Below are 19,268 nucleotides of genomic sequence, written 5' to 3' on the forward strand. Positions count from 1 at the left end.
GTCGGGGGCCTAGAGGTCGATGCCGGTCAGCACCATCACCCGTGGCTCGGTGTAGTCGTCCATCGCGCTGCGCAGCCCCTCCCGGCCGACGCCGCTGGCCTTGGTGCCCCCGTACGGCATCTGGTCGGCCCGGTACGAGGGCACGTCGCCGACGATGACCCCGCCGACCTGGAGCGTCCGGTGGGCGCTGAACGCCGTCCGGATGTCGTGGGTGAAGATCCCGGCCTGGAGCCCGTACGCCGAGTCGTTGATGGCGGCGAACCCGGCCTCGTCGTCGGCGACCGGGGCGACGACCAGCACCGGGCCGAAGACCTCCTCGGTGCAGACCTTGGCGTCGGCGGGCGCGCCGGTCAGGACCGTCGGCGGGTAGGTCGCGCCGTCGCGCCGGCCGCCGGCCGCGATCTCGGCACCGGCGGCGACCGCCTCGTCGACCCACGCCTCGACCCGGCGGGCGGCGTCCTCGCTGATCAGCGGCCCGACGTCGACGGTCTCGTCGGTGGGGTCGCCGACCCGCAGCGCCTCGACGGCGGTAACCAGCCGGGGCAGGAAGCCGTCGTAGAGCCATTCGTGCACGTAGACCCGCTGGACGGCGATGCAGCTCTGCCCGGCCTGGTAGTTGGCGAACGTGGCGATCCGCTGGGCGGCGAAGGTGAAGTCGGCGTCGGCGGCGTAGTCCTCGCAGATCAGCGCCGCGGCGTTGCCGCCGAGTTCGAGGGTGACGTGCTTGCCGGGTACGGCGGCCTGGATCGCGGCGCCGACCGGCCCGGATCCGGTGAACGACACGATCGGCAGCCGGGGGTCCTCGACCAGGTCGGCGGCCCGGTCGTTGGGCAACGGCAGCACCGAGAACATGCCGGCCGGCAACTCCGTCTCGGCGAGCAGTTCGCCGAGCAGAAGGGCGGACAGCGGCGTCGCCGGCGCCGGCTTGACGATGATCGGGGCGCCGACCGCGATTGCCGGGGCGACCTTGTGGGCGACCAGGTTGAGCGGGAAGTTGAACGGCGTGATCCCGAGGACCGGTCCCCTGGGCACCCGGCGGACCACGGCGAGCCGGCCGGCCGACGCCGGGTCGGTGTCGAGCCGCTGGAGGTCGCCGGAGAACCGCCGGGCCTCTTCGGCGGCCCACCGGAAGGTGGCGACGGCCCGCCCCACCTCGGCCCGCGCCCACTTGACCGGCTTGCCGTTCTCGGCGGTGATCAGGCGGGCGACCTCGTCGGCGCGTTCGGCGAGCCGGCGCGACACGTGGTCGAGCGCCGCCGCCCGCCGGAACGCCGGCAGCGCCGCGGCCTGCCCGGCCACTCCGGCCGCCGCCGCGATGGCGGCCTCGACCTGGTCGGGTGTGGCGTTCGCGGTACGTCCGACCGGCCGGCCGTCGTACGGGTGCCGCACGGTCAGCGTGTCGTCGCTGGTGGCGGGCTGCCCGGCGACGTAGAACGGGATCGGTTCCACGTACGGCAGCCTAGTCGCGCCCCGGCCGGCCGGGCCGGATCGGCGGGCTGCTCAGCGGCTTGTCGTCCGGCGGTGACGTGGGTCACGATTGTGAGGAGGAGGACGACGCCGATGCCCAACCCGTGGCTCGCCCTGCGGTTCGGGGCCGATCCGAGTGAACGGATCGGCCAGGTGGGTCGTGCCCACGAGCGGTTCGTCACCGGCGACCCGGTGCCCGACCAGGTACGGGATGTCGTCGCCGACTCGTGGCGGCGGTCGGCCGGCGCCCTGGTCGACCCGGACGCCACCGCTCCGATCGACCTCAGCGACGACGAGCTGGAGACCTATCGGGCCGGGCATCCGCTGGCGGCCGTCCTGCCGGTCTTCCGGGATCTGCTGGGCGGCATCGCCGACGACGGCGAGCACATCATGGCGGTCTGCGACGCGCACGGCCGGCTGCTCTGGGTCGAGGGCCATCCCCGGGTGCTGCACCGGGCCGAGGCGATGAACTTCGTCGCCGGCGCCCGCTGGGACGAGCGGCACGCCGGAACGAACGCGCCCGGGGTCGCGCTCGCCGTCGACCACTCGGTGCAGATCTTCGCCACCGAGCACTTCAGCCGACTGGTGCAGCCGTGGACCTGTGCGGCGGCGCCGATCCACGATCCGCTGACCGGGCGGCTGCTCGGCGCCATCGACGTGACCGGTGGCGACCACCTGGCGAATCCGCACAGCCTGGCGCTGGTGCAGGCGACGGCGCGGGCGGCCGAGGCGCATCTGGCCGGGCTGGGGCGGGCGGTTGGCACGCGACCGGGGGCGGCGCTCACCGCGCTCGGCCGCGACGAGGCGGTGCTGACCGTCGACGGGCGGCGGGTCCGGCTGGGCCGCCGGCACAGCGAACTGCTGGTGCTGCTCGCCTGCCATCCGCAGGGGCGCAGCGGCGATCAGCTCGGGCTCGACGTCTACGGCGACGGGATACTGAACCCGGTCACCGTACGGGCCGAGTTGTCCCGGTTGCGGCGGATCCTCGGTCCGGCCGTGCTCGACTCCCGTCCCTACCGGCTGCTGGTCGGTCTGGACGCCGACTTCGTGGCCGTAACCCGACTTCTCGATCAAGGAAGAGTGGCCGAGGCACTCGACGCGTACGGCGGCCCGCTGCTGCCCGGCTCGGACGCGCCGGGCGTGGTCCGGCTCCGCCGGCTGCTCGACGGCCAGTTGCGGGCCGGGGTGCTCGCCACCCGCGACCCGGCCCTGTTGTCCGCCTGGACCCGGGCCCCGTGGGGCGGCGACGACCTGCAGATGTGGGAGGCCCTGACCACGCTGCTGCCGTCCGGGTCGCCGCGCCGGCCGCTCGCCCTCGACCGGGTGCATCGCCTGCGCGGCGAGTACGGCCTGCCGGTGCCGGCCCCGGCCGACCCCGCGCACCGGCCGCAGGCGGCACGGTCCGGCACCCCCGCGCACCGGCCGGACACGGCGCGACCCGGCACCCCCGTGCACCGGCCGGACACGGCGCGGCCCGGCGCGCCCGCCGCCGAACGGAACCCGCGCGCAACGTAGTTGCAACGTCGACGTAACTAGCGTGACCGGCATCACCGCCGCCCCGCACCGGGCGGCTGACGCCGGGAGGGCACACCATGACCCTTTACGCAGCGCCGGGCACCGAAGGTGCGCTCGCGTCGTACCAGACCCGCTACGACCACTGGATCGGCGGCGAGTACGTCAAGCCGGCCCGTGGCCAGTACTTCGAGAACGTCACCCCGGTCACCGGACGCCCCTTCACCGAGATCGCCCGCGGCACCGCCGAGGACGTCGAGCTGGCCCTGGACGCCGCACACGGCGCCGCCGACGCCTGGGGCCGTACCCCGGTCGCCGAACGGGCCAACATCCTCAACAAGATCGCCGACCGGATGGAGGCGAACCTCGAACTGCTGGCCGTCGCCGAGACCTGGGAGAACGGCAAGCCGGTACGGGAGTGCCTGGCCGCCGACATCCCGCTCGCGATCGACCACTTCCGCTACTTCGCCGGGGCGATCCGCGCCCAGGAGGGCTCGCTCGGCGAACTCGACGACGACACGGTGGCGTACCACTTCCACGAGCCGCTGGGCGTGGTCGGGCAGATCATCCCGTGGAACTTCCCGCTGCTGATGGCGACCTGGAAGCTCGCCCCGGCGCTGGCCGCCGGCAACGCGGTCGTACTCAAGCCGGCCGAGCAGACCCCGGCCTCGATCCACCTGTGGCTGAGCCTGGTCGCCGACCTGCTGCCACCGGGCGTGGTCAACATCGTCAACGGCTTCGGCGTCGAGGCCGGCAAGCCGCTGGCGAGCAGCCCGCGGGTGGCCAAGGTCGCGTTCACCGGCGAGACCACCACCGGGCGGCTGATCATGCAGTACGCCAGCGAGAACATCAAGCCGGTCACGCTGGAACTCGGCGGCAAGAGCCCGAACATCTTCTTCGACGACGTCAGCTCCGCCAGCGACGCCTTCTACGACAAGGCGCTCGAGGGATTCACCATGTTCGCCCTCAACCAGGGCGAGGTCTGCACCTGCCCGTCGCGGGCGCTGATCCAGCAGGGCCACTACGCCGACTTCCTGGCCGCGGCGGTCGAGCGGACCCGTGCGGTCCGGCAGGGCAACCCGCTGGACACCGACACCATGATCGGGGCGCAGGCGTCCAACGACCAGCTGGAGAAGATCCTGTCCTACCTGGACATCGGGCGGCAGGAGGGGGCCAGGGTGCTGACCGGTGGCGCCCGCGCCGAACTCGGCGGCGACCTCGCCGGCGGCTTCTACGTGCAGCCGACCATCTTCGAGGGCGACAACTCAATGCGGATCTTCCAGGAGGAGATCTTCGGCCCGGTCGTCTCGGTGACCTCGTTCAGCGACTTCGCCGACGCCATCAAGATCGCGAACGACACCCTGTACGGCCTCGGCGCCGGCGTCTGGACCCGGGACATGAACACCGCGTACCGGGCCGGGCGCGCCATCCAGGCCGGCCGCGTGTGGACCAACTGCTACCACGCCTACCCGGCGCACGCGGCGTTCGGCGGCTACAAGCAGTCCGGCATCGGCCGGGAGAACCACAAGATGATGCTGGAGCACTACCAGCAGACCAAGAACCTGCTGGTCAGCTACTCCCCCGACAAGCTCGGCTTCTTCTGATGGACAGCGCCCCGGACGCCCGCCCCGACACCGGGGCGGACATCGAGCGGGTCGCGGTGACTCCCGCGGCGGCCGACCTCATCCGGTCGCTGCGGGCGGCACACGGGCCGCTGATGTTCCACCAGTCCGGCGGATGCTGCGACGGCAGCGCGCCGATGTGCTTCCCGGCCGGTGAGTTCCGGACCGGCGGGTCGGACGTACTGCTCCAGTCGCTCCAGATCGACGGGGTGCCCGAACCGGTGCCGTTCTGGATGTCGGCGTCGCAGTACGAACGCTGGCGGCACACGCACCTGACCGTCGACGTCGTACCGGGCCGGGGCAGTGGCTTCTCGCTGGAGGCGCCGGAAGGGGTGCGCTTCCTGATCCGCTCCCGCCTGCTGACCTGAGCCGTACGGCCCGGTCCGTGGTCCACGACCGCGGACCGGGCCGGTGCGTCAGCGCGCCGCCCGGCCGCGGACCAGGACCCGGACGGCGAGGTCGGGGCGCATCAGCGACCGGGGTGCCGCGATCAGGTTGAGCACCCGGGCGAACGCCTCGGTCAGGGTCGCGTCGCGACGGGCCGCCGCCTGCAGCCGGCGGAGATAGGCGTTCACGAACCGGATCGCACCTGTGCGCTCCCCCTGAACCCCCGGATGCGCCAGGTCCGAGCCGGTCACGATCTGCCACGGTACGTCGATGATCGGCGCGACGGCCCGGAAGAACGCCGGGGCCGTGACGCCGTCCGGCGCCATCCGCAGCAGGGTGGCGGCCTCCATCGCGGAGACGCTCATCCCCTGCGCGTACTGGGGATTGAAGCTGCAGATCGCGTCGCCGATCACCAACAGGCCGGCCGGGAAACGGTCCAGGCGCTCGTAGCGGCGACGGACGCTGGCCGGGAACCGGAAGGTCGCCGGCTCGTCGATCGGCTCGGCCGCCCGGAGGATCCCGTCGAACTCCGGTGCCCGCAGCGTCTTCGCGAAGGCGAGGAATCCGTCGAGGTCGCCGGGCGCGGCGTCGCCGAGGATGCCGAAGACGGTGGCGACGGCCCGGCCCTGCTCGACGACCTGGAGGACACCGCCGCGCGGGTTGGTCACCGACGGCGCCACGATGACCGTGTGGTTGCCGCCGAGGCCGTCCGGCGCCATCTTGAACTTCCGGGTCGTGTAGCTCAGGTTGACCTCGAGCCGCTCCTCCACCGGTGACGCGTAGCCCAGTTCGCCGAGCCAGCGCGGCGTACGCGAGCCGCGCCCGGTCGCGTCGACCACCAGGTCGGCGGCGACGGTCTCCTCGCCGGCGCCCACCGACCGGCGGTGGATCCGCGCGCCGGTGACCGCCCCGTCGACCGAATCGAGTCCGGCGACGTCACAGCCGTCGATCACCTTGAGGTTCGCGGTGTCGAGCACCCGGGTCCGGACATAGCTCTCCAGGAACGGCCGGCTCACCGCCAGACCGAGTTCTCCGATGGTGCCCTGGCGCAGTGGATGCCCGTCGGCGTAGAGCCGGATGGCGCCGCACATGTCGCCGGCCGGCACGCCCGCCTCGGCCAGGTCGGCGGTGGCGCCGGGCAGCAGCGTCTCGATCGCCCGCAGCCCACCGACGAGCAGGCCGTGGGCGTGCCGCCCGTGCGGTACGCCAGTCCGGGGCGTGGTCGAGGTGCCGACCGGCAGCGGATCCCGCTCGACGAGCACCACCTCGCGGTAGCTGCTGGCGAGCGCGCGGACGGCGAGCAGGCCGGCCACACTCCCGCCGAGCACGACGGCACGGTCCTTTGTGGCCATTCTGACGCCCTCCCAAGGTCAAGTGGACCGTAGGGCGAGCTCGCGGCATGGTCAACGAGCGCTGTGTGCGGATGCGGCATTCGGCGTGCTCTGCGCGTTGTCGCGCCGGTCGTGGGAACGGCGCCCTCTGCCTCAGGTCATCACGAACCGGACTGGCTCCTTGTAGAACTGCCGCTGCGCCGTCGAGAGCGGCAAGCCGGCAGTGTTCAGCCTCGGCGGCCCGCCAGGGTGCATGAACCTATGGTTTCGCTACGGCCGCACATGGACTCAGCCGTAGCGGAAACCGATGCTCGTTGAGCACCGCAACCGGATCGGCAAATTCCACAATGGCCGTACGATCGGTCGACAGAGGACCCCAGAACCACAGCTGTCGATCGGAAAACTGACAGGGGACGCCACGCACACGACTGCTTCCGTATCCTCTCCAGTCACCAGCATCGGGGGAGGTTAGGTGTCACACGTCCGCGTTCAGGTCGAATTCACGCCACTTGCCGAGGATGACGAGTTCGTCCTCGACCAGCTGACCGAGGAACTGGCCAGGGATCTTGGTGAAATCGGCGAGGTCGAACGGATCGCGATGACGGCGGCACCGGACAGCAAAGGTGTCGCCGAGTTGGCGCTCGGCACGCTGACCGTGCTCACCAGCGTTGACCCCGGCTACATCCAGGCCCTGGTCGACGTGGTGGCGGCGTTCCTGCGACGCAACGCCGGACGACGCGCCCATCTGCGGGTGGGCGAGATCGAGCTGACCATCGACCAGCCGACGGCGAGCGAGACCGCAGAGCTGATCAGGACCGTGCAGGCCGCGATCGAGCGGTCCCAGCGCTGATGGGTCGGTACGCACTACTGATCGGCACCGCGACCTACCACGCCGACGGCCAACTGCAGCCACTGCCTTCGGTCCGTCAGGATCTCGCACAGCTCAAGACACTGCTGGACAGCCACGGCGAGTTCGACGAGGTACGCGCCGAACTCGACCTGCCGGCCACCCAGATGACCCAGGTCGTCCAGGACTTCTATCAGGCCCGGCGCACGGGCGATCTGGCGCTACTCTACTACTCCGGTCATGGCGTGGTCATGGACGCGGATCAGGAGTCGGTCTTCCTCGCCGCGACCGACACAGTCACGGGTTCGCTGCACGGCACCGCGCTGGACACCGACGGGCCGCTTCGGCACATGCTGAACATCACGAAGGCCAGCCAGAAGGTCGTACTGATCGATTGTTGCTACTCCGGTTCCTTCAGCACCCGGCACCGTTTCCGGGGCGGGGTACGCCAGGAGGCGCGTCGGGGGCGTCGTGAACGAGGCACCTTCGTCCTCACCTCGAGCAACCACATGAAGGCATCGAAGGTACAGGGCCCGGACCGGCCCTCGGTCTTCACCGAGGTACTTCTGGCCGGGCTGGGCGGAGCCGCGCAGGGGATCGCCGACGACGGCTGGATCACCACGAACGACCTGTCCCGCTACGCGATGACCGAGATGGCCCGGCGCCACCAGCACGCACCGACGGAGTCGAGCGAGGGGGTCAGCACCCCGATCCCGTTGACGGCGGCGCCGGGCTCCGAGGCCGCCGCCCGGCAGACGACCAGCACGGTGCCGACCGCCGCCGACGACGCTCCGTTCGATGCCGACCAGTGGCGCCGCCTGCTCACCTACTACGTCAACTGCATGCAGCGGTCGAAGGCCCTGCAGTCGTTCATCGATCCGCGCCAGGCGAGCACCTACACCGCCGCCCCGCCCGGTCCGGAGGCGATCCTCCTGGCCACCGCCCCTGTGCAGCTGCACGGTCAGGCGGCGACGCTGGCCGGCCGGGTCCGCGCGGAGGGCAAGGAGCTGCAGTACGGCTATCCGGTCGTCGCCGTCCGGGCCGGCAGGCAGCGGCAGATCCGCCTGACTCCGCTGCTGGTCTGCGATGTGACGGTGGGGCCGGACGACGTGCTGCACGCGTCCTTCCCGCCCCGGCCCTCTCCGGCCCTGGTCGACCTGCTCCAACTGTCCGAGGTGGAGTCGGACGAGCTGGTGCAGCAGGTGGAGCGGGTCTTCGTCCCGGGCGACCGTGCCGCGCTCACCGCCACCGTGGACCTGCTTCTCAAGACGTTCGGTCTGACGCCGCTGGTCGACCCCGACCCGACGGCGCTGGCCGGCCAGATCAGACCGGGTCCAATCGACCGGGTGCAAAACGCCGCCGTGCTGTTCATGGTGGATGGTGCGGACTCGCCGCAGCGACAGCTCGTCAGCGACCTGCAAGACATGATCAAGAACCCGAAGGCCATCGACGGGACCGCGTTGGCCGCGCTGGCCACCCGCCCGCCGGAGGTCGAGCCGGCATCGATCCTCCAGGTGGCGCTGAGCCCGGTCAACGAGGCGCAGGAAGAGGTCATCCAGGCGGCGATGTCACGGACGTTGACGGTGGCACAGGGCCCGCCCGGCACCGGGAAGAGCCAGTTGGTCACCGCGCTGCTGGCCACCGCCACCGCAGCGGGGCAGAGTGTCCTGATCGGCTCGACCAGCAACCAGGCCGTGGACTCGGTGGTGGACCGGGTCACCGACCTGATCGGTCCGGGACTGCTGCTGCGTACCGGCAACAAGGAGCACCGCCTGCAGGAGCCGAAGCACCTCGCGGACATTCTCACCGCCTATCCGCCGGCGGCGCGCGACGTCGCGCCGGACGAACACACGCCCGCCGGCGAGCTGCGGCTGATCTCCGATGAATTGTCCGGCCTCCGACGGGTGCTCGATGAGCATCGCACGATCGAACGGGATCTGGCCGACCTCGCCGACCTGGCCGCGGAACGCGGCTCCGACCAGGTCGACGAGGTCGCCCTGCCCGACGACGAGGCGGCCCTGGCCCGGCTCGTCCGGATGACCGACCTGGCGCTGACGAGCCGATGGTTCGGCTGGTGGTACCGCCGCCGGCTACGCCGCTTCGGTGCCGCCGACCGGGAGGCCGTCGCCAGCCTGGCGGAGCGGGCCGTCCTGAAGCTGCGCTGGCGGGAACGTCGGCAGAGGCTGGCCGGGCTGCCCGACGGCGACGCGGCCTGGCAGCGGCTGCTCGAACTGGTCAACGGCGAACGTCCGGCGCGCAGTGGCGAGTTGCTGCGTGCCCAGATCGCCCGTCGGGTGACCGCCGGGGTCAGGTTGCTGCAGAACCGGGCGGACGAGATGGCCAAGCCGAACGCCTACAGCCGGGCGTACTTTCCCGAGATCCTGCGGGTGCTGCCCGGCTGGGCGGTGACGGCACTGTCCGCACGGCAGTTGGACCGCAAGCCCGGCCTGTACGACCTGGTGGTGATCGACGAGGCGGCGCAGTGCACGGTGCCGGCGATCCTGCCCATGCTCTACCGGGCCAAGCGGGCACTGATCATCGGCGATCCACGCCAGCTCGCACCGGTCGTCGACCTGCCGGAGGGCGACGACGTCGCCGAACAGGTCAAGGCCGGCCTCGGTACCGGCTGGCTCACCGCCCGCCGGCTGGCCTATGCGCGACATTCGGCGTACGACGCGTTCGCCGCCTCGGCCGGGGCGACGCACCTGCTCGACGAGCACTACCGCTGCCACCCGGACATCGTCGACATCCCGAACCGGGAGGTCTACCAGGGGCGGCTCACGATCCTGACCGACCCACGGCGCCTCGCCGCACCGGCCGAGCCAGCGATGCGCTGGCAGGACGTGACCGGGGCATTCGTGCGTGGCCAGACCGGCTCCGGACGTAACCCGGCGGAGATCGCCGAGGTGGTGGCCGAGGTGGCGCGGCTGCGGGCCGCGTACCCCGATGCTTCGGTCGGGGTCGTCACGCCGCTCGCCGCGCACAAGCGCAACCTGGCGGCGGCCCTAGGCGCCGCCGGCCTACACGACAACCTGCTCTGCGAGACCATCCACCGGTTCCAGGGCAGTGAACGGGACATCATGGTCATCTCGCCGGTTGGGGCGCACGGCATCTCGGACTCCACCCGCAACTGGCTCGTCCACCAGACGAATCTGTGGAACGTGGCGATCACCCGCGCCCGCTCCCAGCTCGTCGTCGTCGGCGACCGCTCGTGGTGGGCGAGCCAACGCGGTCTTCTCGCCGCCCTGGCAACCAGCCGGGAGCCGACCGAGGGCACGCCAGACGCCGCACCCAATCCCGCCGACCGGTTGCACGCCGCATTGCGGAAGCGGGGTCTCACCGTACGGCGTGACGTCACGATGTCCGGGCACACCCTCGACCTGCTCGTACGAGCCGGCGACGCCGAGGTGGCTGTACTGGTCGACGACCCGACCGGCAATGCCGATGGTCGCGCGCTACGCAAGGTGCTCGCCCAGATCGACATCACCAATGGCAAGACGACCGTCCGCCGGGTTCCGGTGTGGCGCTGTCTGGCCGAGCCGGAACAGGTGGCCGCCGAGCTGTCGGAATACCTGGGCCGACGGTAACCACTGGCGAACCCCGGCGGCATCAACCTCCACTACACCAGGCGTTCCGTTGTCCACGAGGGCTCAAGTGCGAATCGCTTGGACGCGAGCCCAGCCAGATCAGCGAGAGTTCGCCTCTGACATCGGGCACTTGGCGCCAACCGGCGAAAGATGCTTCGGAAACTTGCCGTTCTTGTTCAGGGTTAGCGACTTCCTACCACAGCACGGACATGTCTGCCTGCTGAGTGTGCGGCTGCACTTCCACCTCAACTGACGGTCGGGAGTGTATTGGCCCGTCCCCGAACCAGAACACTCCTTCTGTGCACCTGGAAAGAAAAGCCCAGCAAAATGGGCAGAGTAGTGCTTGGGTAACCTCTTGTCTTTCCTCAGAGAAACACGCAAGCAGCAGACATTGCAATGCACCACCACTCACCACCTTCCATATCTCGATGAGGCGTACAGACCGTCACGCTGGAAGATCAACGTCTCACAGGCCGTCGCCTGGAGCAGGATCCGAACTACGAGACCGCGACCATCGGCAAAGCGGGCGGGGTGCATTCGCAGCCACCGTCGCACTCGTGGTTCAGCATCAGCCGTGGCTCGCCGGACCGGTGCGGCTGGCGACTGCAGTCGTCGGAGCATCCGCACCGGCCCGCGGCCGAGGTATGGCCTAACTCAGCCCGGACTAGGCCCAGGGGGCGGTCGGGTACCAGGGGATGATCTCGCGCCGGGCGAGCAGGCGGACGTCCCAGTAGAGGAAGGTGAAGGCGCCGGCAACGAGGAACGCGACGGCGGTGATGACGGTGAGTCGGCGCGGGTTGGCGGCCAGCCACCGCTGGATCCGACCACCGGTGAAGTTGGCGATGATCAGGAATAGAATCGCCATGACCAGGATGTTGCCGATCGACTGGAGGCTGAACGCGGCCGCACCGTACAGCGGGTTTCCGCTTTCGGCGGCGTCGCGGAACATCTGCCGGAAGAGCGGGAACGGCCGGCCGATCAGGAATGCGCCGATCAGGATGCCCATGAAGACCATCGGGGCGTTCGGGAATCGCTTGGAGATCTTGGCGAAGGGGTCGCGGACCAGCCCCAGAGACGCCAATCCGAGGTAACACATGACCAGGCCGATGATGCCGTAGACGACCATCGACTGGATGCTGCGCGGCGAAAGGCTGCCGGGCTGGTTGGCCGCCTGGGAGAACTGCGGCATAGACGTTCCGACGAGTCCGACGATCACGCCGTACACCGACGACACCGCGAGCATTCCGACCGACACCCAGCCGAGCGGCCTGAGGGTGTGCAGCATGCGGCTCCACCGGCTGCCGCCGCTGCCGAGCAGTGGGGCCATCGCCCCGAAGGTGGCGATGTTACAGGCGGTGAACGTGCCGGCGAGACCGGAAACAAAGGCGAAAAGAATCCCGGCGGCGATGCCGGCGATCGGGGTTTCCTTGGCGTCGTGGCCGAGCAGGGTGTTGGCGACGTTGTCGCCGATGGTGGAGTCGACGAAGTGGGCCGACCAGACCACCGTCAGCAGGAAGCCGGCCAGCACGCTGAGTCCGATGATCAGTCCACGTCGGCGCGGGAAATGCCCGTTGACGAATGGTGACGTGGCTTTCGGTTCGGACGTGCCGTCGGCGGGTGGCACGGAGATCGTTTCCGGCGCGGCGCGCAGCAGTTCACCAGGGGGCGGTTTGACCACAGAATTCTCCTGACCTGGATCGCAGGAAGAGGGATTGGTGGCCAGATGATAGACAGAAGAACGTACCCGAAAACCGATCGTTGATTGATTTCTGTCAACATAGAATGTTACGTAGATCAAATACGGATCCGATCTCCCGGCGGTCACCGGGCAGGTGACCGCCGGGGACCTACCGTGCGTCGAGGGTGGCCCGCTCCGACTGCTGGGGCACCGCTTCAGCCGGGCCGGACAGCTTGCGCCACAGGAACTCGTACGTCAGCGCCGACATGAACGCCGCCTGCTCGTTGTCGGCGGCACCGCCGTGCCCGCCCTCGATGTTCTCGTAGTACGACACGTCGTAGCCGAACTCGGCCAGCCGGGCCGCCATCTTGCGGGCGTGGCCCGGATGCACCCGGTCGTCGCGGGTCGACGTGGTCAAAAGCACCGGCGGATACGGCTGGCCGGCGCGGACGTTCTGGTAGGGCGAGTATTCGCGCAGGAACGCCCAGTCGTCGGGGTTCTCCGGGTCGCCGTACTCGGCCACCCAGGACGCACCCGCGAGCAGCAGGTGGTAGCGGCGCATGTCGAGCAGCGGCACCTGAACGACGATCGCGCCGAACAGTTCCGGATAGCGGGTCAGCATGACCCCCATGAGCAGGCCGCCGTTGCTGCCGCCCCTGATGCCGAGCCGGGACGGTTCGGTGATGCCCCGGGCCACGAGGTCGGTGGCGACGGCGGCGAAGTCCTCGTACGCCCTGGGCCGGCGCTCGCGCAGCGCGGCGTGGTGCCACTGTGGACCGTACTCGCCGCCGCCGCGGATGTTGGCGACCACGTAGGTGCCGCCCCGGGCCAGCCAGCCCCGTCCGACGACCGCGTCGTAGGCGGGGGTACGGGAAACCTCGAAGCCGCCGTACCCGGTCAGCAGGGTGGGACCCACGGACGCGCCCGCGTCGCCGACCACGAAGTAGGGAACCTGCGTACCGTCGGCGGAGGTGGCGAAGAACTGCCGGACGGTCAGCCCGTGGGGGTCGAAGTACGCGGGTTCCCGCTTGACCGGTTCGACGTCGCCCCCGATCACACCGAGGCGCAGCGTGTCGGGCTGGAGGAAGCCCTCCGACGTCGTGGCGTAGTAGTCGTCGAGGTCGGGTTCGGTGTCGAGAATTCCACTGTGGTCCATCGCGGGGACGCCGGGCAGCGGCTCCCGCGCCCAGCCGTCCGGTCCGGGGGTCAGCACCACCAGTTCGGTCCGCACGTCGCGCAGCAGCACCAGGAGCAGGTGGTTGCGGGTCCACGCGTACTCGCTGACCGACGTGTGCGCGTCCGGCTCGAAGAGCACCGTCAGGTCGCGGCCGCCGGCGAGGAAGTCGTCGAACCCGGTGACCAGCACGGCGCCCGCCGGGTGGGTCACCCCGCCGACGGTCCAGTCCGACCGCACCCGGACCAGCAGCCACTGCCGGTGTACGTCCCAGTCGGCGTCGTCGGGTACGTCGATCCGGCGCAGCGTGCCGTCGGGGCCGAGCAGATGGCTCTCGCCGCGGAAGAAGTCGAGGCGACGGCTGACGAAGTCGCGGACGAACCCCGGCGTCGGGTCGTGGCTGGCGTAGACGGCGACGTCGTCGACGTGCCCCTCGAAGACGGTCGGCGCCTGCGCCAGCGGGGTGCCCCGCCGCCACCGCCGGACCGTTCGTGGATAGCCCGACGCGGTGAGCGAGCCGGGTCCGAGGTCGGTGCCGACGTAGATGTGGTCGGCGTCGATCCAGCCGACGTTCGTCTTCGCCTCGGCCAGGGTGAACCCGTCGGCGACGAACGTCCGGTCGACCAGGTCGAACTCGCGTACGACGGTGGCGTCCGCGCCGCCCCGGGACAGCTTGACCAGGCCGCGGCGGAAGTCGGGACGCAGGACGGTGGCCCCGCCCCAGACCCAGTTCTCGTCCTCGGCGGCGGCGAGCGCGTCGATGTCGAGCAGCACCTCCCACCGCGGTTCGGGCCGGCGGTAGTCGTCGACGGTGGTCCGCCGCCACAGGCCGCGGGGGTGGGTGGCGTCCCGCCAGAAGTTGTAGACGTGGTCGCCGCGCCGGGCCGGGTACGGGATCCGGTCGTCGGCGTCGAGCACCTGCCGGATCTCGGCCTTCAGGTCGTCGAACGTGCCACCGGCGGCGAGCCGCGCGACGGTCTCGGCGTTGCGCTCGCGTACCCAGGCGCCGGCGTCCGCGCCGTCGACCTCTTCGAGCCACAGGTATTCGTCACCCATCCCGGCAATGATTCCCGACGCCCGCGCCGGACGGAAGTCGACGTCTGATCAACGACGGCAGCCGACCACCATGACGTGGCGGGGTGTGGTGATCGTTAGTTGTTCCGCCGTTATAGGTACGGCGTGTCGAGCTGCTGAGCAGCAGATGATCACGGGTGCGCCCTGCGGTTCGCCGGGGAAGAGCCCCAAGGTGTTGTGGTTCACCGCGAATTCGGCGTACGCACAGCGAGTTCGCTGTGGGGCGTGACGGTGGTATCCGGCCTCCGGCTGGGCCGGTGGACCGGGCCGGTGCAGAGGCCGAGAGCCGGGGCGGGACGTCAGCCGACCGCATGGGTGGTGCCCGCCGGCACGGCCGACCGACCGACGGCTGCCGACTGACCGACGGATCAGGAGTCGAAGCCGAGGCCGAGACGGTCGAGGGTACGTAGCCAGAGGTCGCGGCGGCCCTCGTTCGCGTCGGCGCGGGCCATCGAACGGCGGGTCAGGTTGATCACCGCGGAGCGCAGTGGCTCGGGCGGGAACGGGACCGGCCGGTCGCGGACGAGGGCGAGCCGGGTCGCTTCGGTGTCGGCGCCGGCGAGCAGGTCGAGCATGACCTGCGCACCGAAGCGGGTGGCGCCGACGCCGAGCCCGGTGAATCCGGCGGCGTAGGCGAGACGGCCGCCGTACGCGGTGCCGTGGAAGGCGCAGAACCGGGTGCAGGTGTCGATGACGCCGCCCCAGGTGTGGCTGAACCGTAGGCCGTCGAGCTGCGGGAAGGTGGCCCGGAAGTGGTCGGCCAGCCGGACGAAGGTGCTGGTCCGGCGTTCCAGGGCCGGTGTCATCCGGCTGCCGGCGTGGTAGACGGCGTCGTACCCGCCGAACAGGATGCGGTCGTCGGCGGTGCGCCGGTAGTAGTGGAACTGGTTGGCGGCGTCGGAGATGCCCTGCCGGTTGTGCCAGCCGACGGCGGCGAGCTGGGCCGGGGTCAACGGCTCGGTCATCAGCGCGTAGTCGTAGACCGGCACGAGGTAGTGCCGCAGGCGGCGCAGCAGCGGCGGGAAGGCGTTGGTGGCCAGCGCCACCCGGTCGGCGCGCACCCGGCCGTGCGGCGTACGCAGGCTCAGGGCGGCCCGGTCGCGGTGCAGGCCGGTGACCCGGGTGTGTTCGTGGATGCGTACGCCGAGGTCGAGGCAGACCCGGCGCAGTCCCCAGGCGAGCCGGGCCGGGTCGAGCATCGCGACGCCGTCGGTGTCCCAGAAGCCGCCGAGGTACGTCGGCGAGTCGACCTCGGCGCGCAGCGCGTCGCGGTCGAGCAGGAGGCCGGGCTGGCCGAGCCGGGCGGCGAGGGCGGCGTCGTCGGCGATCCCGGCGAGCTGGTACGGCTCGACGGCGACGGTGAGTTCGCCGGTGCGCCGGAAGTCGCAGTCGATGCCGTACCGGTCGACGGTCGCCTCGATGGCGTCGAGGTTGGCGCGGCCGAGCCGCTCCAGGGTGCCGATCTCGTCGGGGAAGAGGGCGGCGCCGTTGGCGGTGCCGTGGGTCAGCGAGGCGGCGCAGAATCCGCCGTTGCGTCCGGAGGCGGCCCAGCCGCAGGTGCCGGCCTCCAGGAGGACGACGTCGCGGCCGGGGTCGGCCTGCTTGGCGAGCAGGGCGGTCCACAGGCCGCTGTAGCCGCCGCCGACGACGGCGAGGTCGGCGCTGTCGGCGCCGGCCAGCGGCGGCAGCGGGTCGGGCCGCTCCGGGCGGTCCAGCCAGTAGGGCCGGTGGACGGCGTCGGCGAGGGCCCGGCGGGCGGCGGCCGTCACCGGGCACCGCCGGACCGGGGCCGGCGCCGTACGGCGGTGCCGAGCACGAACAGCACCGCGATCGCGAACATGGCGGTGCCGACGACGTTGACCTGGGGCGGGATGCCGCGCTGGGCGGCGCCCCACACGTACATGGGAAAGGTGACGGTGCTGCCGGAGTTGAAGTTGGTGATGATGAAGTCGTCGAACGACAGCGAGAACGCCAACAGCGCGGCGGCGACGATGCCGGGCGCGGCGAGCGGCAGCGTGACCCGGCGGAAGGTCTGCCACGGGCCGGCGTACAGGTCCATCGCCGCCTCCTCGAGTCGGCTGTCCATTCCGGATAGTCGGGCTCTGACGGTGACCACGACGAACGATACGCAGAACATCACGTGGGCGACGACCACGGTCCAGAAGCCGAGCGGCACCCGGCCGGCGACGAAGAGCGTCAGCAGCGACGAGCCGAGCACCACCTCGGGGGTCGCCATCGGCAGCAGCACCAGCAGGCCGACCGCCGACCGGGCACGGAACCGGTAGCGGGCCAGGGCGAACGCCATCAGGGTGCCGAGCACGGTCGCGCCCAGCGTGGCGACCAGACCGATCTGGGCGCTGCGCCACACGGCCGCGCACAGTTCGGCGCTGGCGCACGGGTTCGCCCAGTTGTCGACGGTGAACTCGTGGAAGTCGTACGACAGCCGTGACGACGGCCGGTTGAACGACAGCGCGGCGACGACGCCGATCGGCAGCAGCAGGTAACCGAGCACCATCAGTCCGACGGCCGTCACCCAGTGCGCGGCGAGCCACCGCGCGGGCCGGTTCACCACACCTCCGCGGCCCGGCCCCGGCGCAGGCCGGCCACGACGAGTGCGAGGACCATCGCCATCAGCAGGAACGACAGCGCGGCGGCCTGCGGGTAGTCGAGCCGGACCAGGAACGCCGAGTCGATGACGTTGCCGACCAGGTATTCGTTGGGGCTGCCGAGCAGTCTCGCGTTGACGTAGTCGCCGCTGGCCGGGATGAAGAAGAGCAGGATGCCGGCGGTCAGGCCGGGCGCCGACAGCGGCAGGGTGACGGTGAGGAAGGTGCGTAGGCGGCCGGCGTAGAGGTCGCGGGCCGCCTCCAGCAGCCGCCCGTCGAGCCGTTCGAGGCTGGCGTACAGCGGCAGCACCAGGAACGGCAGGAAGTTGTACGTCAGGCCGAGCACCACCGCCGCCGGGGTGGCCAGCAGCCGGCCGTCCGGTTCGAGCAGGTGCAGGTCGCGCAGCACGCCGACCAGCCAGCCGTTGTCGGACAGGATCGTCTTCCAGGCCAGGGTGCGGACCAGGAAGCTGGTGAACATCGGGGCGACGACGCAGACCAGGAAGAGGTTCTTCCAGCGGCCGGCGCGGCGGGCGATCACGTACGCCAGCGGGTAGCCGAGCAGCAGGGCGAGCCCGGTGGCGATGCCGGCGTAGAGCAGTGACCGGCCGAAGTGGCCGCCGTAAGCCCGCAGTGCGGCCGGGTAGTTGCCGAACGACCAGGTCATGGCGTAGCCGTCGGCGACCGAGCCGGCCGGGTCGTAGAGGCTGGTCGCGGCGAGTTGGCCGGCCGGTACGACGAAGAACAGCGCCAGCCACAGCCCGCCGGGCAGGATCAGCAGGTACGGCAGCAGCCGGCGGCCGGTCGTCACCGGCGGATGCCGGCCGGGCCGGGGTCGACGTCGTCGGGCACCAGGAAGGCGTGGGCGGGGTTCCAGTACGCCACCACTTCCGCGCCGACCGGCAGCCGGCCGGCTCCACCGGGTGCGGGGTCGCCCGCGGCAGCCGCCGCCCCGCCGCCCGCCACCGCGCCGTACGCCGCGAACGCGGCCAACTCCGCGCCCCACGGGGTGCGTACCAGGTAGCGGGTGCCGACCCCGACGTAGGACGAGTCGGTGACCACGCCGGTCACCCACTGGTGACCTTCCGGTACGTCGGCGGCGGCCGCTGCCAGGTGCAGCCGCTCGGGACGTACGCCGACCAGGACCGCGCCGGCCCCGGACCCCGACCGGTCGGCGGGCACCGAGAACCGCGAGCCGTACGCCTCGACCAGTACGTCGCCGCCGGCGCGGCCGGTGACCCGGCCGGCGAGGAGGTTGGCCTGCCCGAGGAAGTTGGCCACGAAGGCGGTGGCCGGCAGGTCGTAGAGGTCGGCCGGGGCGCCGAACTGCTCGACCCGGCCGGCGTTGAGCACCGCGACCGTGTCGGCCAGCGTCATGGCCTCCTCCTGGTCGTGGGTGACGTGCACGAAGGTGGCGCCGACATCGGTCTGGATGCGTTTGAGTTCGATCTGCATCTGTCGGCGCAGCCTGGGGTCGAGCGCGCTGAGCGGCTCGTCGAGCAGCAGCACCCGGGGTTCGTTGACCAGTGCGCGGGCGAGCGCGACCCGCTGCTGCTGCCCGCCGGAGAGCTCCGCCGGCCGGCGCCGTTCGAAGCCGTCGAGCCGGACCATCGCCAGCATCCGCGCGACCCGGCCGGCCAGGTCGGGTACGCCGCGGCGGCGTAGGCCGAACGCGACGTTGCCGAAGACGTCCAGGTGTGGGAAGAGCGCGTAGCTCTGGAACACCGTGTTGACCGGCCGCCGGTACGGCCGCAGGTCGGTGACGTCGCGGCCGGCGAGGAACACCCGGCCGGCGGTCGGTTGCTCGAGACCGGCGACGATGCGCAGGGTGGTCGTCTTGCCGCAGCCGGACGGGCCGAGCAGGGCGAAGAACGACCCCTGCGGGACGGTCAGGTCGAGATCGTCTACGGCGGCGACGGCGCCGAACCGCTTGGTGACGCCGGCCAGCCGAAGCTCGCCGGCGGGCTCCTTTTCGGCCATCCG

At 71.1% G+C, this 19,268-nt stretch carries 12 protein-coding genes and 1 pseudogene; 5 read left to right on the top strand and 8 right to left on the bottom strand.

Translation table 11 applies throughout. The features are described from left to right. Positions 1-9: 9 nt before the first annotated feature. Positions 10-1,449, bottom strand: a complete 1,440-nt coding sequence (locus Prubr_RS06645; protein ID WP_212822594.1) for an aldehyde dehydrogenase family protein — start codon at positions 1,447-1,449, stop codon at positions 10-12. Between the two features lie 111 nt (positions 1,450-1,560). On the opposite strand from Prubr_RS06645, the pseudogene Prubr_RS06650 reads away from it, so the two are divergent. From Prubr_RS06650 to Prubr_RS06660, 3 genes and pseudogenes are all read left to right on the top strand, one after another. Next, positions 1,561-2,823 (top strand): annotated as a pseudogene (locus Prubr_RS06650) (GAF domain-containing protein); the annotation flags it as partial. 236 nt (positions 2,824-3,059) lie between these two features. Further along, on the top strand, positions 3,060-4,583 hold the full coding sequence (gene adh / locus Prubr_RS06655) for an aldehyde dehydrogenase (protein WP_212822595.1): 1,524 nt from the start codon (positions 3,060-3,062) through the stop codon (positions 4,581-4,583). Then, positions 4,583-4,969, top strand: coding sequence for a DUF779 domain-containing protein (locus Prubr_RS06660; RefSeq protein WP_212822599.1), 387 nt, complete (start codon positions 4,583-4,585; stop codon positions 4,967-4,969). Before adh ends, Prubr_RS06660 begins: the two co-directional genes overlap by 1 nt. Before the next feature lie 48 nt (positions 4,970-5,017). Here the strand turns inward: Prubr_RS06660 and Prubr_RS06665 are convergent, their stop codons facing one another. Then, a complete protein-coding gene (locus tag Prubr_RS06665) occupies positions 5,018-6,340 on the bottom strand; it encodes an FAD-dependent oxidoreductase (RefSeq protein ID WP_212822601.1) in 1,323 nt (440 codons plus the stop codon). A 451-nt stretch (positions 6,341-6,791) separates the two neighbouring features. Between Prubr_RS06665 and Prubr_RS06670 the strand changes: the two genes are divergently transcribed. Then, the gene (locus Prubr_RS06670; RefSeq protein WP_212822603.1) at positions 6,792-7,169 is read left to right on the top strand and encodes a hypothetical protein; all 378 of its coding nucleotides are present in this window, start codon (positions 6,792-6,794) and stop codon (positions 7,167-7,169) included. Next, complete coding sequence (locus Prubr_RS06675; protein WP_212822605.1) at positions 7,169-10,753, top strand: AAA domain-containing protein; 3,585 nt, start codon at positions 7,169-7,171, stop codon at positions 10,751-10,753. The genes Prubr_RS06670 and Prubr_RS06675 overlap by 1 nt, the downstream gene beginning before the upstream one ends. Before the next feature lie 664 nt (positions 10,754-11,417). On the opposite strand, the gene Prubr_RS06680 is transcribed toward Prubr_RS06675, so the two are convergent. The 6 genes from Prubr_RS06680 to Prubr_RS06705 form a co-directional block, all read right to left on the bottom strand. Continuing rightward, positions 11,418-12,578 carry a hypothetical protein gene (locus tag Prubr_RS06680; protein ID WP_246568395.1) on the bottom strand — a complete coding sequence of 387 codons (1,161 nt, stop codon included), beginning with the start codon at positions 12,576-12,578 and terminating at the stop codon, positions 11,418-11,420. A gap of 22 nt (positions 12,579-12,600) precedes the next feature. Next, entirely contained in the window at positions 12,601-14,661 is a 2,061-nt protein-coding gene (locus Prubr_RS06685; protein WP_212822607.1) for a prolyl oligopeptidase family serine peptidase, read from the bottom strand. 386 nt (positions 14,662-15,047) lie between these two features. Continuing rightward, on the bottom strand, positions 15,048-16,448 hold the full coding sequence (locus Prubr_RS06690; RefSeq protein WP_212822610.1) for an NAD(P)/FAD-dependent oxidoreductase: 1,401 nt from the start codon (positions 16,446-16,448) through the stop codon (positions 15,048-15,050). Beyond that, positions 16,445-17,248: an ABC transporter permease gene (locus Prubr_RS06695; RefSeq protein WP_212822613.1), complete on the bottom strand. Its 804-nt coding sequence runs from the start codon at positions 17,246-17,248 to the stop codon at positions 16,445-16,447. Before Prubr_RS06695 ends, Prubr_RS06690 begins: the two co-directional genes overlap by 4 nt. Then, positions 17,245-18,096, bottom strand: coding sequence for an ABC transporter permease (locus Prubr_RS06700; protein WP_246568397.1), 852 nt, complete (start codon positions 18,094-18,096; stop codon positions 17,245-17,247). The genes Prubr_RS06695 and Prubr_RS06700 overlap by 4 nt, the downstream gene beginning before the upstream one ends. After that, a complete protein-coding gene (locus tag Prubr_RS06705) occupies positions 18,093-19,265 on the bottom strand; it encodes an ABC transporter ATP-binding protein (RefSeq protein WP_212822615.1) in 1,173 nt (390 codons plus the stop codon). Before Prubr_RS06705 ends, Prubr_RS06700 begins: the two co-directional genes overlap by 4 nt. Positions 19,266-19,268: the final 3 nt, after the last annotated feature.

It is taken from the genome of Polymorphospora rubra, assembly GCF_018324255.1.
GTDB classification, from domain to species: Bacteria; Actinomycetota; Actinomycetes; order Mycobacteriales; family Micromonosporaceae; genus Polymorphospora; species Polymorphospora rubra.